General features: G+C 71.7%; 15 protein-coding genes. 11 read left to right on the forward strand and 4 right to left on the reverse strand.

What is annotated here, in order from left to right; genetic code table 11:
* Positions 1-52: 52 nt before the first annotated feature.
* Positions 53-3,088, forward strand: a complete 3,036-nt coding sequence (locus FXF51_RS35375; protein WP_148439069.1) for a sacsin N-terminal ATP-binding-like domain-containing protein — start codon at positions 53-55, stop codon at positions 3,086-3,088.
* A gap of 58 nt (positions 3,089-3,146) precedes the next feature.
* On the opposite strand, the gene FXF51_RS35380 is transcribed toward FXF51_RS35375, so the two are convergent.
* Both FXF51_RS35380 and FXF51_RS35385 read right to left on the reverse strand, forming a co-directional pair.
* Positions 3,147-4,616 carry an alpha/beta hydrolase gene (locus FXF51_RS35380; protein ID WP_148439070.1) on the reverse strand — a complete coding sequence of 490 codons (1,470 nt, stop codon included), beginning with the start codon at positions 4,614-4,616 and terminating at the stop codon, positions 3,147-3,149.
* Positions 4,617-4,728: 112 nt separating this feature from the next.
* Positions 4,729-4,941, reverse strand: a complete 213-nt coding sequence (locus FXF51_RS35385) for a DUF2530 domain-containing protein (protein WP_262380045.1) — start codon at positions 4,939-4,941, stop codon at positions 4,729-4,731.
* 143 nt (positions 4,942-5,084) lie between these two features.
* Here FXF51_RS35385 and FXF51_RS35390 point away from each other — a divergent pair, with 143 nt between their 5' ends.
* The 4 genes from FXF51_RS35390 (at position 5,085) to thpR (ending at position 8,987) form a co-directional block, all read left to right on the forward strand.
* Entirely contained in the window at positions 5,085-6,464 is a 1,380-nt protein-coding gene (locus FXF51_RS35390) for an NCS2 family permease (RefSeq protein WP_411268412.1), read from the forward strand.
* 132 nt (positions 6,465-6,596) lie between these two features.
* Positions 6,597-7,049, forward strand: a complete 453-nt coding sequence (locus tag FXF51_RS35395) for a MarR family winged helix-turn-helix transcriptional regulator (RefSeq protein ID WP_148439072.1) — start codon at positions 6,597-6,599, stop codon at positions 7,047-7,049.
* A gap of 23 nt (positions 7,050-7,072) precedes the next feature.
* On the forward strand, positions 7,073-8,314 hold the full coding sequence (locus FXF51_RS35400) for an MFS transporter (protein WP_148439073.1): 1,242 nt from the start codon (positions 7,073-7,075) through the stop codon (positions 8,312-8,314).
* Positions 8,315-8,429: 115 nt separating this feature from the next.
* On the forward strand, positions 8,430-8,987 hold the full coding sequence (thpR, locus tag FXF51_RS35405; protein WP_148439074.1) for an RNA 2',3'-cyclic phosphodiesterase: 558 nt from the start codon (positions 8,430-8,432) through the stop codon (positions 8,985-8,987).
* Positions 8,988-9,145: 158 nt separating this feature from the next.
* Here the strand turns inward: thpR and FXF51_RS35410 are convergent, their stop codons facing one another.
* A complete protein-coding gene (locus FXF51_RS35410) occupies positions 9,146-10,114 on the reverse strand; it encodes an aldo/keto reductase (RefSeq protein ID WP_148439075.1) in 969 nt (322 codons plus the stop codon).
* An 85-nt stretch (positions 10,115-10,199) separates the two neighbouring features.
* On the opposite strand from FXF51_RS35410, the gene FXF51_RS35415 reads away from it, so the two are divergent.
* Together FXF51_RS35415 and FXF51_RS35420 are read left to right on the forward strand one after the other, a co-directional pair.
* Positions 10,200-11,480, forward strand: coding sequence for an MATE family efflux transporter (locus FXF51_RS35415; protein WP_148439076.1), 1,281 nt, complete (start codon positions 10,200-10,202; stop codon positions 11,478-11,480).
* Between the two features lie 29 nt (positions 11,481-11,509).
* Positions 11,510-12,541 (forward strand): hypothetical protein, encoded by a 1,032-nt coding sequence (locus FXF51_RS35420; RefSeq protein WP_411268413.1) that lies wholly within the window; start codon positions 11,510-11,512, stop codon positions 12,539-12,541.
* A 45-nt stretch (positions 12,542-12,586) separates the two neighbouring features.
* Here the strand turns inward: FXF51_RS35420 and FXF51_RS35425 are convergent, their stop codons facing one another.
* Entirely contained in the window at positions 12,587-12,958 is a 372-nt protein-coding gene (locus tag FXF51_RS35425; protein WP_148439078.1) for a hypothetical protein, read from the reverse strand.
* A 65-nt stretch (positions 12,959-13,023) separates the two neighbouring features.
* Here FXF51_RS35425 and lhgO point away from each other — a divergent pair, with 65 nt between their 5' ends.
* The 4 genes from lhgO to FXF51_RS35445 all read left to right on the forward strand — a co-directional run bounded on the left by lhgO (position 13,024) and on the right by FXF51_RS35445 (position 17,070).
* Positions 13,024-14,220, forward strand: a complete 1,197-nt coding sequence (gene lhgO / locus FXF51_RS35430; protein WP_148439200.1) for an L-2-hydroxyglutarate oxidase — start codon at positions 13,024-13,026, stop codon at positions 14,218-14,220.
* A 17-nt stretch (positions 14,221-14,237) separates the two neighbouring features.
* On the forward strand, positions 14,238-14,930 hold the full coding sequence (locus FXF51_RS35435) for a response regulator transcription factor (protein ID WP_148439079.1): 693 nt from the start codon (positions 14,238-14,240) through the stop codon (positions 14,928-14,930).
* A complete protein-coding gene (locus FXF51_RS35440; protein WP_148439080.1) occupies positions 14,930-16,345 on the forward strand; it encodes a sensor histidine kinase in 1,416 nt (471 codons plus the stop codon). The genes FXF51_RS35435 and FXF51_RS35440 overlap by 1 nt, the downstream gene beginning before the upstream one ends.
* 65 nt (positions 16,346-16,410) lie before the next feature.
* Complete coding sequence (locus tag FXF51_RS35445) at positions 16,411-17,070, forward strand: response regulator transcription factor (protein WP_187414757.1); 660 nt, start codon at positions 16,411-16,413, stop codon at positions 17,068-17,070.
* The last annotated feature ends 48 nt before the right edge of the window (positions 17,071-17,118 follow it).

The raw sequence follows: 17,118 nt of genomic DNA on the forward strand, positions 1-17,118 counted from the left end.
GAGGGCCGCTAACCTACGGTGGCCCCCTACCCTCACACCAGGATCGTGATCGATGAGCGACACCTACGGCACTGACCGGATGCGCGCAGCCGTCCTCTCCGCTTGGACGGCCTCGCCCGCCCGGTTCCGCGAGGACGCCAACGCGGAGGAGGACTTCGCGCTCGGCGGCTACCGCGATCGGCTGATCGTCGAGCTGGCGCAGAACGCCGCCGACGCGGCGCTGCGGGCGGGCGTGCCGGGGGTGCTGCGGCTGACGCTGCGCGGCGACGTGCTGACCGCCGCCAACACCGGCGCGGCGCTCGACGCCACCGGCGTGGAGAGCCTGTCCACGCTGCGCGCCTCGGGCAAGCGTGACGAGGCGGGCGCGGCGGGCCGGTTCGGGGTGGGCTTCGCGGCGGTGGTGTCCGTCTGCGACGCGCCCTCCATCGGCTCGCGCGGGGCGCCCGCGGTGCGCTGGTCCCGCACCGAGACCGCGGCCCTCGTCGCCGAGGTTCCCGCGCTGGCGGGCGAGCTGGCCGAGCGCGGCGGGCACGTGCCGCTGCTGCGGCTGCCGTTCGACGAGCCGCCGATGATCGACATCCCCGAGGGCTTCGACACGGTCGTCCGGCTGCCGCTGCGCGACCAGGCGAGCGTCGAGGCCGTGCGCCGGATGCTGGCGGAGACCAGCCCCGCGCTGCTGCTCGGCCTGCCGGCGCTGGAGAGCATCGAGGTCGATCTCGACGGCTCCGTGCGCACGGTCGTCGCCGACGGCTGGCACGTCGTCTCGGAGTCCGGCGAGTTCACACCCGAGGAGGTCGGCAGGCTCTTCGCCGACCGGCCCACCGAGGAGCGTGCCAGGCCCTACTGGTCGCTGCGCTGGGCGGTGCCGGTCACCGGCACGGGCGAGCCGGGCCCGCTGCCCGCCGCCGTGCCGCCCGTGGTGCACGCGCCGACGCCCAGCGACGAGCCGATCGACCTGCCCGCGCTGCTGATCGCCTCGTTCCCGATGGCCACCGACCGGCGGCACGTGGCCAAGGGGCCGCTGGCCGACTTCCTGGTCGAGCGGGTCGCCGACGCCTACGTGCGGCTGCTGCGCGAGCTGCCCCGCACGTCCAAGCTGCTCGACCTGGTGCCCTCCCTCATGGGCAAGGGAGAGCTCGACGCGCGCGTGCGCAGGGCCGTCCTGGAGCGGCTGCCCGGCACGCCGCTGCTGCCCGCGCTGTCGGCGCCCGCCCCGGCCGTGCAGGCGCCGTCGTTCGCCGACGAGAAGGTCTACGAGCCCGACGCGCGGTGGCGGGTCGAGCACCCGGCGCCGGAGCCGGGCGGCGACGGCTGGGTGGTGACGGGCCGCGAGGCGGCCGTCGTGGCCTCCGCCTCGGCCGAGCTGCTCACCACCGTCGCCGACTTCGTGCCGGGGCTGCTGCCCGCCGGCTGGCCCGCCCGCCATCCCGCCATGACGGCGCTCGGGGTGCGCAGGGTGGAGCTGTCCGACGTCGTCGATCTGCTGTCGGGCGAGGCCCTGGAGGCGCGCGAGCCGTCGTGGTGGCGCGCCCTGTACGAGGTGCTGCCCGCCGACGACCCCGAGTCGCTGGGCGCGCTGCCGGTGCCGCTGGCCGACGGCCGGCTGGTGCGCGGGCCGCGCGGCACGCTCATCCTCACCGACGGCGGCGCCGACCTCGACCTGACGCCGCTCGGGCTGCGCATCGTGCACCCGGAGGCGGCGCACCCGGCGCTGCTGCGGCTGGGCGCCGCCGAGGCCACGCCCCGCACGGTGCTGGAAGACCCGCTGACCAAGGCCGCCGTCGCGCAGTCGCTCGACAGCCCCGACCCAGAGCCGGTGTCGCGGGCCGTGTTGTCGCTGGTGGAGGCGTCCGGGCTGGGGCCCGGCGAGGCGCCGTGGCTGGCCGAGCTGGCGCTGCGGGGCACCGACGGCGAGCTGTACGCGGCCGGCGAGCTCATGCTGGCCGACGGGGCGCTCGCGGCGGTCCTGGAGTCCGACACGCACCTCGGGGTGGCCGCGTCCGAGCTGGAGGAGACCTACGGGCCGCGCGTGCTGGCCGCGGCGGGGGTGCTCGACGGGTTCGCCGTGGTGCACGAGCCCGACGTGCTGCTCGACCCCGACGAGTGCGACCACGACCTCGACCGCGAGGCCGACTGGCTCGACCACGTGCTCGACCTGCTGCCGGAGCTGGACGTGCCGCCGCTGGTGCCCGAGTTCCTCGCGGTGCGCGACCTGGAGCTGGTGGCCGACTGGCCGGCCGCGCTGCGGCTGCTGACCACGCCGCCGCTGCGGGCGGCGCTGCACCCGCTGCGCGTCGAGGGCGTGGAGGTGCCGTCCTACACGGCGTGGTGGCTGGCCCACCACCCCGTGCTGGGCGGGCGCAGGCCGCTGGAGCTGCGGCTGCCCGGCGCCGACCCGCTGCTGCAGGGCCTGTACGCCGACGCGCCCGCCGGGCTCGACGAGGCGGCGCTGTCGATGCTCGGCGTCCGCACGACCCTGGCGGAGCTGCTGGCCTCGCACGGCGGCCCGGAGGAGCTGCTCGACCTGATGGCCGACGAGTCGATCGAGGTCGACCGGGCCCAGCTCCGGGCGTTGTGGATCGCGCTGGCCGCGGTGGACCCGTCGCGGGTCGCGCCGCCGTCCAGGGTGCGGGCGGTGCTCGGCGGGGAGATCGTGGTGGCCTCGGCCGAGGACGCCGTCGTGGTGGAGGCGCCCGACCTGCTGCAGCTCGTCACGGACCGGCCGCTGGTGCTGGCCTCCTACGACCTGGCCGAGTCGCTGTCCGAGCTGCTCGACCTGCCGCTCGCCGGTGAGCTCACCTCGGGTGAGGTCACCTCGGAGGGGGTGACACGGCAGGTGCCGGCCGAGGTGCGGTCGCTGCTGCCCGCCGCGCCCGGCACGTACGTCGAGCACGAGAAGCTGCTGGTCGACGGGGTCGAGTGCGCCTGGCGTTTCTTCGAGGGCGCCGTGCACTGCACCGGGATCGACGGGCTGGCCAGGGGGCTGGCCTGGGCGACCGGGCAGTGGAACGACCGGCTCGCGGTGGCGGCCCTGCTGCGCGACCCGGAGGCGGTGCCGCTGCTGCTGGCCGAGGCCGACCTGTCCTGACTCGCGCGTACCGGGGAGGCGCCCTTCGTCAGGGCCCTCCCCGGTTCCGCGCCGGTGGTCAGGCGGCGCAGGTGGTGCCCGCGGCCGGCACCTTGCCCTCGATCACGTACGCGTCCACGGTCTTCATGACGCACCCGTCGCCGGTCAGGTAAGCGCCGTGCCCCTCGCCCTCATAGGTGACCAGGACACCGGTGCGGAGCTTCTCCGTCAGGCTGGTGGCCCACTGGAACGGCGTGGCGGGGTCGCCCTTGCCGCCGACGACCAGGATCGGCGCGGAGCCGGTGGCGTCGATGCGCCTGGCCGCGTCGTCCCCGCGCACCGGCCAGTGCTCGCACGTCCCGCTGCTGATCCCGTCGAAGGACAGGACGGGGAAGATGTCCTTGATCCGCTCGTTGACCTGCTTCATCTGCGCGGCGGTGGGCCGTTCGGCGTAGTCGGCGCAGTTGATGGCCGCGAGGCTGGTCATCATGGTGTTGTAGGTGCCGTCGGGCCGGCGTCCTGTGTAGGAGTCGGCCAGGGCGAGCAGGATGGTGGCGTTGCCCTTGCGCGCGGCGGCGGTCGCCTGCTCCAGCACGGGCCAGCTCTGCTTGGCGTACAGCGGGGTGATGACGGCGAGCTGGCCCAGCCAGAACGTGAGCTCGCGGTCGCCCACCTTGATGGGCTTGGTCTTGAGCCCCTCGACGAAGTCCTCGACCGTCTTGACGACGGTGGCGGGGTCGCCGCCCAGCTCGCAGCTCTTCGCCACGCAGTCCTCGGCGAACGCCTCCAGCGCCTGGTCGAAGCCGGTGGCCTGGATGACGGCGCGTTCCTCGTACGTCACCGCGGGGTCGAAGGCGCTGTCCAGGACGAAGCGGCCGACGTTCTTGGGGAAGTGGGTGGCGTAGACGGCGCCGAGGTGGGTGCCGTAGGACAGGCCGAAGTAGTTGAGCCGCTGGTCGCCGAGGGCGGCGCGGAGCAGGTCGAGGTCCTTGGCGGCGTTGACGGTGCCGACGTGCGGCAGCACCTTGCCGGACTCCCGCTGGCACGCCTGGGCGAACTCCTTGGTCATCGCGTCCTGGTCGGCGTCCGCGTCGGCGGCGAGGCTCTTGGCGAACTCGTCGCCGCAGGTGACGCCGGCGCTGCGGTCCACGCCGCGCGGGTCGAAGCTGACGAGGTCGTAGCGGGTGCCGAGCTTGGCGAACGCTGAGGCGGCCACGGCCATCGAGTCGACGCCGGAGGCGCCGGGGCCGCCGAAGTTGAACACCAGGGAGCCGAGGCGCTCGCCGGTGGCCTTGACCCGGATGAGCGCGAGGTCGATCTTCTCGCCGCCGGGCTCGGCGTGGTCGAGGGGGACCTGAAGCTTGCCGCATTCGACACCGGGGCCGGGGGTGAGCTGCTTGCCGTCGGGGCCGACGAGGTCGGTGCAGGTGCTCCACGCCACCGTGCCGGTGCTGTTCTCAGCGGGCGGGGTCTTCGCGGCGGGGTCGGAAGTGCCGCAGGCGCTGAGCACCATGGCGCCCAGGAGGAAGGTGGCGATGGACTTCTTCATGCAACCCAGCATGAGCCGACGGGCATATGCCGATGTAGTGGGCGAAAACACCACTTGGAGATGACTTCGGGGAACGGCAGGAGATGACGAATGTCACCTGCCGGGCGCGGGCTCAGCCGCGCCTGGGCCTCCGGACGAACCACATGCCGAAGAAGCCGAAGCCCACCCCGGTCACACAGGTCCAGATCCACCAGGTGTTCTCGGGGGCGGGCCGGAAGATCAGCAGGGCGACGAGGGCGACCGCCCACGCGGCCGTGCCGACGGCGATGGCGGCGGTGTCGTTGGTCTTGATCGGCTCCGGGTCAGGGTGCCACTGCTGCTTCACGTTGTCCAGCCTAGCTTCCAATCGGGTCTCGATCTCATCACTGGCTCTTTTCGCAGCTCATCACTACTGTCACTCTTCGCGTCGTGAGTGACACACGTAATGCGATAGACCGTTTCTTCGCAATCTCCGCACGAGGATCCACCATCTCCCGTGAAGTACGCGGCGGCATCGCCACTTTCTTCACCATGGCGTACATCGTCGTGCTCAATCCGTTGATCCTGGCCAACGGCAAGGACGTGACCGGCGAGTACATCGCCGACAGCGCGACCGCTCCCGTGGCGCTCGTCGCGGCGGGCACGGCGTTCGTGGCCGGCGTGCTGACGATCCTCATGGGGGTCATCGGCAGGGTGCCGTTCGCGATGGCGGCGGGCCTCGGCCTGAACGCCTTCGTCACCTTCCAGATCGCCACGATCATGACCTGGGAGGAGGCCATGGGCCTGGTCTTCCTGGAAGGGATCATCATCGCCGTGCTGGTGCTGACGGGGCTCAGAACGGCGATCTTCCACGCCATCCCCGCCCAGCTCAAGACCGCGATCAGCGTGGGCATCGGGTTGTTCATCGCGCTGATCGGGTTCGTGGACTCCGGCTTCGTGCGCAAGGCCGCGGGCACGCCGCTGGAGCTGGGCATCGGCGGCGCGCTGACGTCCTGGCCGATGCTCGTGTTCATCATCGGGCTGCTGGCCACGGCCGCGATGGTGGCGCGCAAGCTTAAGGGCGCCATCCTCATCGGGATCGTCGGCACCACGGTGCTGGCCATCGTCGTCGAGGCGATCGTCAAGGCGGGCTCCTTCTCGGCCGACAACCCGGACGGCTGGCAGCTCAACCTGCCCGCCATGCCCGACCAGATCTTCGGCTTCCACAACCCGCTCGTGCTTTTCGCCGAGTTCGACCCGTTCGGCGGGTTCGTCCGGGTGGACGTGCTGCTGGCCGCCCTGCTGGTGTTCACCCTGCTGATCACCGACTTCTTCGACACCATGGGCACCATCGTGGGCGTCGGCCGCCAGGCGAACCTGGTGCAGGAGGGCGGGACGCTGCCGCGTACCAGGGAGATCCTGCTCGTCGACTCGCTCGGGGCGGCCGCCGGCGGCGCCGGCTCCGTCTCCTCGAACACCACCTACATCGAGTCGGCCGCGGGTGTCGGCGAGGGCGCTCGCACTGGCCTCGCCAGCGTGGTCACGGGGCTGCTGTTCCTGGTGGCCATCTTCTTCGCGCCGCTGGTCACCATCGTGCCCTACGAGGCGGCCGCGCCGGCGCTGGTCCTGGTCGGCTTCCTGATGATGACCGCCATCCGGGACGTGGACTGGGACGACTTCGACATCGCGATCCCGGCCTTCCTCACCATCGTGATCATGCCGTTCACGTACTCGATCTCGAACGGCATCGGCGCCGGGTTCATCAGCTACGTGCTGATCAAGGTGGTGCGGGGGAAGGCGCGTTCGGTGCATCCGCTGCTGTGGGGCGTGGCCCTGCTGTTCGTGCTCTACTTCGCCATCGGGCCGATCCGGGCGATGCTGGGGCTCTGATCCCGTACCTGACCGTCACACCTTCGAGGCCGTTCCGCACGCGCGGGACGGCTTCGGGGTATCAAGGGGTGGAACGACACTTGTGTCCGGAAATATCTTGCCTTGCCGTATAGTTAGCAAAGGTAATGACTCATGCTAACCAAAACCCAGCCCAAGATGGACCTGCGCAGCGACGCAGGCCTGGCTTCAGCCCTGCGCGTGTCCCTGGCAAGGCTGAACCGACGCCTACGACGACAGGCGGCGGCGCACTCGCTGACGCCCACCCAGTTCGCGACGCTCGCCGCGGTGGAACGGCATTCCGGGATAACCCCCGGCGAATTGGCCGAGCTCGAGAAGGTGCAACCACCCTCGATGACCCGCGTGATCGCCGCTCTAGAGGAACGCGGCCTGGTCGCCCGCACCCCGCATCCGACCGACCGGCGCCAGGTGACCGTCTCGGTGACCGAGGACGCAGAGAAGCTGCTGAAGGAGGAGCGCCGCCGCAAGGAGGCGTGGCTGACACAGCGACTGAAGGAGCTGTCGCCGGAGGAGAGGTCGATCCTCAGGCAGGCGGCGCCGATCCTGGAGAAGCTCAGCAAGATATAGAGCCCGAAGAACCCAGGACCGGGATGTTCCGGTCACTCAGGGTTCGTAACTACCGCATGTTCGCGGCGGGCGGCACCGTCTCCAACGTCGGCACCTGGCTGCAGCGCACCGCCCAGGACTGGCTGGTGCTCGACCTGACCGCAGGCCCCGGCAACGCTCACGGCAGCGCGGCGGCCCTCGGCACGGCGACCGCGCTGCAGTTCCTGCCGATGTTGCTGTTCGGCATGTTCGGCGGCGTGCTCGCCGACCGCTACCCCAAGCGGCCCATCCTCATCGCGGCCCAGTCGCTGATGGCCGGGCTGGCGCTGACCATCGGCATCCTCACGATGACGGGCACCGCCCAGGTGTGGCACGTGTACGTGATGGCGTTCCTGCTCGGCATGATCTCCTGTGTGGAGGTGCCGACGCGGCAGGCGTTCGTGGTCGAGATGGTCGGCCGCGCGGACCTGCCCAACGCGATCGCGCTCAACAGCTCCATCTTCAACCTGGCCCGCGTGGTCGGCCCGGCGCTCGCCGGCGTGCTGATCTACGTGCTGGGCGGCACGGGGCCGATCTTCCTGATCAACGCGCTGACCTTCGGCGGCGTCATCTCCAGCCTGATCTTCATGCGCAAGGCCGAGCTGAACGTCTCCCCGCCCGTCCCACGGGCCAAGGGCCAGCTCCGCGAGGGGCTCCGGTACGTGCTGCGGCGCGAGGAGCTGCTCATGCCGGTGCTGCTGATCGCCTTCGTGTCGATGTTCTCGCAGTCGTTCTCGATGTCGATCGCGCTCATGGCGCGCGAGACGTTCGGGGCGGGGGCGTCGTCGTTCGGGCTGGCGTCCAGCATGTTCGCCGTGGGGGCACTCGGCGGGGCGCTGCTCGCGGCGCGCAGGGCGCGGCTGTCGCGCAGGACGCTCTTCGCCGGGGCGATCGGATTCGGGCTGTTCCAGATCGCCACCGGGGTCGCGCCGTTCTACCCCGCGTACCTGCTGCTGCTGATCCCCACCGGGATCGCCCTGATCACCATCAACACCGTCGCCAACGCCAGCGTCCAGATCGCCACCTCGCCCGACATGCGCGGCCGGGTCATGGGCATCTACATGCTGGTCTTCACCGGCGGGGCGCCGCTGGGGGCGCCGCTGATCGGATGGCTGTCCGAGCTGGGCGGGCCGCGGACGGGCGTCATCCTGTCCGGCGTGCTGGTCCTGGTCGGGACGGGGCTGGCCGTGCTGATGACGCGGCTGATCAGCTCCCGCGTGGCCAAGCCGGCACTCGCTGTGGCATGAGTCATCGGCCGTCGTCGTCGGCGGCCTCCTGGGCGGGCACTCGCGGGTGCCCGCTCTTCTGCTGTACGGGGTGCCGTTCGAGGGGCGAGCACCCGCGGGGGCACAATCGGGAGGTATGAGGCTCTTCGCGGCGCTGGTGCCGCCCGACGACGTGCTGGACGAGATCGCGCACGCCATCGCGCCGCACGTCGGGCAGGTGCCGGGGCTGCGCTGGCCCGGCCGGGAGACCTGGCACATCACGCTCGGCTTCTTCGGTGAGGTGCCCGATCGGGTGCTGCCCGACCTGGAGACGCGCCTGGCCCGCGCCGTGCGCCGCCACGACGTGCTCAACCTGGCCTTCGACGGCTTCGGCGCCTTCTCCTCCGTACGGCGGGCCAGGGTCTTCTGGGCGGGCGTCAGCGGCGACCCCATGACGAGGCTCGCCGACTCCGTCAAGGCGGGCGCCCGGCGGGCCGGGGCGGCGCAGACCGACGAGAAGCGCTCCCACCCGCACCTGACGCTCGCCAGGGCCAAGGCGGAGACGGACCTGAGGCCGCTGGTGGAGTCGCTGGAGGGCTTCAGCGGGTCGCCGTGGCGGGCGGAGCACGTCCGGCTCGTACGCAGCCACCTGGGGCCACCGGTGAGGTACGAGTCACTCGCCGAATGGGCGCTGGCACCCGCAGAGCAGAGCTAGGCTCCAGGTCGTGGATCGTCCTCGTCCGTGGCTGCTGCCCATCGTGCTCGGCCTGCTCCTGCTGATCGTGATCATCGGCGCCCTGCTGTCCTAGAGAAGGCCGGGGCCGCCGCCGGGCGTTGTGGTGCCACGGCGACGACCCGTCCGCTTTCAGGCGCCTACCAGGCGTAGTCCTCCGGAGCGGTGCGGTGCCCGGGGAAGATCTCGTCGAGGCGGCCCAGGGCGGCCTCGTCCAGGTCGATCTCCAGGGCCCGCAGGCTGCCTTCGAGCTGCTGCATCGTGCGCGGCCCGATGATCGGCGCCGCGACCGCCCGCTGCTTGAGCAGCCAGGCCAGCGCCACGTCGGCGGGCTCCTCGCCCAGCTCGTCGCAGAACTTCTCGTACTGCTCGATCTTGTCGCGGTGCCTTTCGAGCTGCTTGAGCATGTGCTCGGCGCCCGAGCGGCCCTTGTCGAGCTTGCGCAGGACACCGCCGAGCAGGCCGCCGGCGAGCGGGCTCCACGGGATGACGCCGAGTCCGTAGTCCTCGGCGGCGGGCAGCACCTCCAGCTCGGGCGCGCGGGTGAGCAGGTTGTAGTGGGTCTGCTCGCTGATCAGGCCGAGGAAGTTGCGGCGGGCCGCGGTCTCCTGAGCCTTGGCCAGGTGCCAGCCCGCGAAGTTGGACGAGCCGACGTACAGGATCTTGCCCTGCTGCCGCAGGACCTGCATGGCCTCCCAGAACTCCTCGAACGGAGTCGTCCTGTGCACGTGGTGGGCCTGGTAGATGTCGATGTAGTCGGTCTGCAGGCGCTTGAGCGAGGCGTCGCAGGCGCGGCGGATGTTCAGCGCCGACAGCCCACGCTCGTTGGGCCACTCGCCCATGTCGCCGTAGACCTTGGTGGCCAGGACCGTCTTCTCACGGCGACCGCCGCCCTGGGCGAACCACCGGCCGATGATCTGCTCGGTGATGCCCTCGCCCTTCTGACCGCCGTAGACGTTCGCCGAGTCGAAGAAGTTCAGGCCCAGCTCGTGAGCCCGGTCCATGATCGCGAAGGAGTCCTCCTCCGTGGTGCGCGGACCGAAGTTCATGGTGCCGAGGCTGAGCGGGCTCACCAGGAGACCGCTGCGTCCGAGGTTGACATAGTCCATGCGGACAACCCTAAGGACCTGGAGTGCACTCCAGGCCATAGACTCACTTCATGATCTCGGACGGCCGGCCGGATCGCATCCTCCCATGATCGCACTGCTGCGTGCCGCCGTGCCGATCTTCCTGGCCATGGTCGCGGGCATCGTGGGGTCGCTGATCGTCACTTCGGTGCTGGGCCGGCACGACACGGTCACGCTGGCCGCGTTCGCCGTGGTCAGCTCGGTGCTCACCACCGCGGCCGCCGCCGTGCAGGGCGCGTTACGCGGGCTCGGGCCGTTCGTGGCCCCGTTCAGGGAGGAGCCCGCCGCGGCCGTGCCGATCGTGCGGGACGCGCGCTGGCTCAGCCTGGCCACGGGCGTGCTCGGCGCGCTCGCGGTGCTCTGCGTGCCGCTGCTCGCCGGGGCCGCCGGGGTGCCGGGCGAGGTGGTGCGGGAGATGGGGGCGCTGCCCTGGTTCCTGGCGGCGTACCTGCTGGTCTTCGCCTCCACCGGCGGGGCGAGCACCATCCTGGTCGCGCTGGGCCGCAGCCGCGACGTGCTCTGGCCGACCCTGGTCTTCGGGACGGGGGTGGGCGGGCTCACCGCCCTGCTGGTGCCGCGGCTCGGGCTGACCGGCGTGGGCGTCGCCTGGCTGCTGTCCGGGCTGGCGGCGGCGGCCGTGGCCGCGATCAGCCTGCGGCGGGCGCTCGGGCGGCCCATCGGGCAGGGACGTCCCAGGCCGCGCGAGATCGTCCGGCTGGCCAGGGTCAGCATCCCGCTCGCCGGGACCGTGCTCATCAAGTTCGGCGTGCTGGGCGTGGTGACCTTCGCCGCGAGCGCCACGAGCACCCGCGACACCGCCACCCACGCGGTGCTGACCACGCTCACCGGCCTGATCATGCTGGCCTCCCTGTCCGTGGCGCAGGCCGCGGTGCCCGAGGTGGCCCGCGCGCCCGGCCCGGCCGCCGCGCGGCGGGCCCAGTGGCGCGCGGCGCTGCTCGCCGTCACGGGGACGCTCGTGGTGGCGGGGCTGCTGCTCGGGTTCGGCGAGCACGCGCTGCTGCTGTTCAGCGACGACGGCGCGGTGCGCCAGCGGGCGCTCGGGCTGCTGCCGATGATGCTGCTGGCCTCGGCCCTCGACGCCGCCCAGGCGGTGCAGGGCACCGGCCTGACCGCGCTCAAGCGCTCCGCGTCCAGCCTGCTGTACTTCGTGATCGGGTACGGCCTGCTGGTCGTGGCCGCCGTGCCCGTCGCCAGGACCTGGGGGCTCGACGGGCTGTGGACGGCCATGGCGGTGGCCAACGGGCTCCTGGTGGTGCTGCAGGGCACCGGTTTCCACCGCCACAGCGCGAAGGTGGGCGCCACGAGGTCGCCCGCCCAGGCGCGGTAGGCGCGGCGGACGGGCGCGGGTGGGGCATGATGGCTGGCGTGGGGGACTTCGTGAGCAGGATGCTCGTCGTGGCGGCCGTGTGCCTGCTGCCGGCCGCGCCGGCCTTCGCGGCGGCGGCGCCGGAGGGCGACGGCACGGAGAAGCTGTTCACCTTCAGGGACCAGCGGATCACGGAGTCGAGCGGGCTGGCCCTGTCGCCGACGCACGAAGGCCTCTACTACACGCACAACGACAGCGCGGCGGCTCCGGCGTTCTATGCGGTGGACGGGCAGGGGCGCACGCGGGCCACGTACCAGGTGCGGGGCGCGCAGGCGCGCGACTGGGAGGCGATGGCGGCCACCAAGGACCCACGAACGGGGCGCGGGGTGCTCTGGTTCGCCGACATCGGCGACAATCTCGACGGCGCCTGGCCGAACGTGTCGGTCTACAAGGTGATGGAGCCGCAGACGGTCGCCGACGCCACGCTGCCCGCCGTCCGCTACCGGTTCAGGTACGCCGACGGCGCGCGCAACGCCGAGGGCCTCATGGTGCACCCGCGCACCGGGCGGCTGTACGTGGTCTCCAAGGAGTTCTCCGGCTCGGTGTACGCGGCGCCGAAGACGCTGCGCTCCGACCGGGTGAACGTGCTGCGCAAGGTGGCGAGCGCGCCGCTCATGGCCACGGACGCCGCCTACGCGCCCGACGGCTCGTCGTACGTGATCCGCACCTACTTCTCCGCCACCCTCTACCGCTCCTCCGGCGAGACGATCGGCCGGGTGACGATGCCGGAGCTGGAGCAGGCCGAGTCGATCGCGTACACCGCCGACGGGAAGTCGCTGCTGGTCGGCAGCGAGGGGCCGCGCAGCCCCGTCTACCGGGTGCCGCTGCCGGCGGCGGGCACGCCCGCCCCGAGCCCGGTCAAGGCGGAGGAGGAGCCGAAGCCGGCGTCGAGCGGCACGGCGCGGGCCGACGACGCCGCCGGTGACGGCACGGGCCTGTCGGTCAGTGACGTGCTCATCTGGCTCGCCGCGGCGGTGGGCGCGATCGGCGTGATCACGTTCCTGGCCCGCCGCACCCGCTGAGCCCGGCTCAGGGCCGGCGCATGGTGGCGGCGAACGTGTCGCCCCTCAGGGCCGGCGCATGGTGGCGGTGAACATGTCGCCCCTCAGCGCGCGCTCGACCACCTCGACGGAGCGTGACAGCCGCACCAGCCGCGGCCCCTCCTGCCGGTAGGTGTCGAGCACCGCCTCGATGGCGTGCGGCGGCAGGTGGCCCTTGAGGTCGACCGCTGCCGCCCGGTAGCCGGCGCGGGCCGCCTCGACGGCCGATCCGACGTGGTGGCGGGCCATCGCGGCCAGCGCCACCGGATGCCGTCTGAGCACCTCGTACGCCCGGTAGTCCGGCGGCACCGCGTCGAGCAGCCAGGCCACTGCCGAGGTCTCCCAGTCGGGCACGCTGGGGGGCCGGACCTCCGCGGGCCATTCTGGTGGGACGTACATATGGACATCGTACGCATGTTCGATTCGCCCGGATATGGCGGGGATGGCCGGTAGCACGGAAAATCATCCTTGTGACGGAGAAGATCGGAGTCGTCGGTGCGGGCATCGTCGGGCTGGCGGTGGCACGCGAGCTGGCCACCGCCAGAGGGGCCGAGGTGACCGTGCTGGAGAAGGAGGGGCGCGTCGGCGCCCACCAGACCGGGCACAACAGCGGCGTCGTGCACGCGGGGATCTACTATCCGCCGGGCTCGCTGAAGGCCAGGCTCTGCCGGGAGGGCGTGGCGCTGCTCAAGGAGTACTGCGCGGCGCACGCGCTGCCGTACGAGGAGGTCGGCAAGCTGGTCGTGGCCTCGAACCGGGCCGAGCGGCCGCGGCTGGCCGCGCTGGCGGAGCGGGCGCGCGCGAACGGCGTGCCCGGCGTCGCCGAGCTGGACGCGCTCGCGCTGCGCGAGATCGAGCCGCACGCGGTCGGCGTGGCCGCCGTCCACTCGCCGCACACGGCGATCTGCGACTTCCCGGCCGTGGCGCGCAGGCTCGCGCTGGACGTGGCCGAGCTGGGCGGGTCCGTACGCCTCGGTTACCCGGTCAGGGCGATGCGGGAGCGGGCGGGCAGTGTCGAGGTGGTGGCGGGCAGACGCAGGTTCGCCTTTGACCGCCTGGTGGTGTGCGCCGGGCTCGGCACCGACGCGGTGGCCCGGATGGCGGGCGCCGGGGGCGACGTGCGGATCGTGCCGTTCAGGGGCGAGTACTACGCGCTCAAGGGCGCCGCCCGCGACCTGGTGCGGGGGCTGATCTATCCCGTGCCCGACCCGCGTTACCCGTTCCTGGGGGTGCACCTGACCCGGCGGATCGGGGGCGGGGTGCTGGTGGGTCCGAACGCGGTGCTGGCCACGGCGTACGAGGGGTACCGATGGTCGAATTTCCGTAATGTTCGGCAAATTCTTGGTTGGCCGGGAACGCTGCGGATGGCCAGGACGCACTGGCGTACCGGAGTTAAGGAAGTCTATGGATCTCTGGCCAAGAGCGCGTTCCTGATGGACGCCCGCCGGTACGTGCCGGAGCTCACCGCCGCCGACCTGGAGCGGGCTCCTGGCGGCGTGCGCGCGCAAGCCGTCGCCAGGGACGGAGGGCTCGTGGATGACTTCGTGGTGGATGTCCGGGGAAAGGTAGTTCTGGTGAGGAATGCCCCTTCTCCGGCGGCCACCTCAAGTCTGGCTATTGCCCGGCATATTGCCGGAATTGTCCCAGCACTCGTCCGATGAGGGCATCCTTGGAGGTGATGGAATCACGCCTGCTGATAGTCGAGGACGACCCGAACATCCTCGAACTCCTCGCCGCGAGCCTGAGGTTCGCGGGTTTCGACGTGACCACGGCGAAGAGCGGTCTCGACGCCGTGGCCGCCGTGCAACGACACCGCCCTGACCTCGTCGTGCTCGACGTCATGCTGCCCGACCTGGACGGCTTCGAGATCGTCAGGCGGTTGCGCGGCGGCGGGCTGCACACGCCGGTGGTGTTCCTGACCGCCCGCGACGAGACCGAGGACAAGATCCGCGGGCTCACGCTCGGCGGCGACGACTACGTCACCAAGCCCTTCAGCCTGGAAGAGGTCGTCGCCAGGATCCACGCCGTGCTGCGCCGCACCGCCGGGGAGTCGCAGGCCGCGCCGCCGCGGCTCACGTTCGCCGACATCGAGCTGGACGAGGAGAGCCACGAGGTGTGGCGCGGCGGCAACGCCGTGGCGCTGTCGCCGACCGAGTTCAAGCTCCTGCGCTACTTCATGACGAACGCGGGCCGCGTCCTGTCCAAGCCGCAGATCCTCGACCACGTGTGGGACTACGACTTCCGGGGCGAGGTGGGCATCGTCGAGTCGTACGTGTCCGTGCTCCGCCGGAAGATCGACAACCGGAGCCCGCGACTCATCCACACCCTGCGCGGTGTCGGGTACGTCCTGCGCCTGCCACCGAGCCCCTGATGCGCGGCCTGCCGCTGAGGATCAAGCTCATCGCGTCGATGCTGGCGCTGCTGGGCTTCGGCATGTTCTTCATCGGCCTGGTGAGCGTCTCCGTGCTGCACGGATATCTGCTCGACCGCGTGGACAGCCAGCTCGTGCTGCTCAGCGCGCGGATGGACAAGAAGGTCAGGAGCGACTGGAGGAAGGACAGGGAGACCGCCGAGCACCCCATCCTCATCGAGTCCGACGCGATCGCCCTGGTCAAGGAGCCCGGTGGCGCGTACGTACCGATGCTGACCGACCGCGACGTGGACCAGAAGCCCAAGCCCGTGCTGCCGCGCTCGCCCGGCCCCGACCCCTACACGGCGCCCGCCATCAGCGGCGACGGCGAGTGGCGGGTGCTCGGCAGCGTCGTCGCCCAGCGGCGCACGCTCGTGGTCGCGGTCAGCCTGGAGGAGGTCGACGCCATCACCACCCGCCTCGTGCTCATCGAGCTGCTGGGCGGCGGCGGCATCCTGCTCATCCTGGCCGTGGCCGGGGTCACGATCGTCCGGCACAGCATGCGGCCGCTGCGCGAGATCGAGCGCACCGCCGAGGCCATCGCCGGCGGCGAGCTGGGGCGCCGGGTGCCCGACGGCGACCCGCGCACCGAGGTGGGCGGCCTGGCCAGGTCGCTCAACGGCATGCTCGCCCAGATCGAGGCCGCGTTCGCCGCCAGGTCCGCCTCCGAGCTGGCGGCCCGCCGCTCCGAGGACCGCATGCGGCAGTTCGTCGGCGACGCCTCCCACGAGCTGCGCACCCCGCTCACCTCCATCCGCGGCTTCGCCGAGTACGCCAGGCAGAACCCCGGCGCCGACCCCGCCGAGCTGATGCAGCGCGTGGAGAAGGCGGCAGGCCGGATGAGCGTGCTCGTGGACGACCTGCTCCTGCTGGCCAGGGTGGACCAGCAGCGGCCGCTGAAGATGCAGCCGGTGGACATGCTCGCGCTGGCCGCCGACGCCGTGCAGGACGCCCGCATCATCGCCCCCGACCGCGTGATCAAGCTGGACGTCGTCGGCGGCGCCGCCCTGATCGTCTCCGGCGACGAGGTACGCCTGCGCCAGGTCATCAGCAACCTCGTCACCAACGCCCTCGTGCACACCGAGCCAGGCTCCCCGATCATCGTCCGGGCAGGGGCGGCCACCGACAAGCTGTTCATCGAGGTCGTCGACAACGGCCCCGGCCTCACCCCCGAGCAGGTCGAGCACGTCTTCGAGCGCTTCTACCGCGCCGACTCCGCCCGGTCCCGCCGCCGCTCAGCCGAGGACCGCGGCAGCGGGCTCGGCCTGGCCATCGTGCAGGCGCTCGTAAGGGCCCACGGCGGCGCCGTCACCGTGGACAGCGCCCCCGAGAAGGGCTCCACCTTCCGCGTCGAACTCCCACTCGCCTTGGAGTGACCCTTCAGCTAACCCTCAGGCTGCTGAGTCACTCTGAGTACGTGACGAAATCCGAGGCGCTGATCATGGTGGTGGACGACGAACCCAGCATCAGAGATCTGCTCGCCGCCAGCCTGCGCTTCTCCGGGTTCGAGGTGCTGACGGCCGCCGACGGTGAGGAGGCCGTGGAGGTGGCCGTCCGGGCCGCGCCCGACCTGGTGGTGCTCGACGTGATGTTGCCCGACCTCGACGGGTTCGAGGTGGCCAGGCGCATCGAGGCGCCCGTCCTGTTCCTCACCGCCCGCGACGCCACCGAGGACAAGATCGCCGGGCTGCGGGTCGGGGACGACTACGTCACCAAGCCGTTCAGCCTGGAAGAGGTGCAGGCCCGCATCCGGGCGGTGCTGCGGCGCACCCGCGGCGAGGCCGCGCCCGCCAACAAGCTGAAGGTGGCGGACCTGGAGCTGGACGAGGAGGCCCGCGAGGTCACGCGCGGCGGCCGGCAGGTGCGGCTGTCACCCACCGAGTTCAAGCTGCTGCACTACTTCATGGTCAACGCCGGGCGGGTGCTGTCCAAGGCGCAGATCCTCGACCACGTGTGGAACTACGACTTCGGCGGGGACGCGGGCGTGGTCGAGTCGTACGTGTCGTACCTGCGGCGCAAGGTGGACGACGTCGAACCGCGGCTCATCCACACCCTGCGCAGCGTCGGCTACGTCCTGCGCGAACCGCCGGCCTCCGGCTGATCACCGGCGGGAACGCGGGTCAGTCCCGATTACCTGCCGCGATCGGGG

This window comes from Nonomuraea sp. PA05 (assembly GCF_008086045.1).
In the GTDB taxonomy this organism is placed as follows: Bacteria; Actinomycetota; Actinomycetes; order Streptosporangiales; family Streptosporangiaceae; genus Nonomuraea; species Nonomuraea monospora.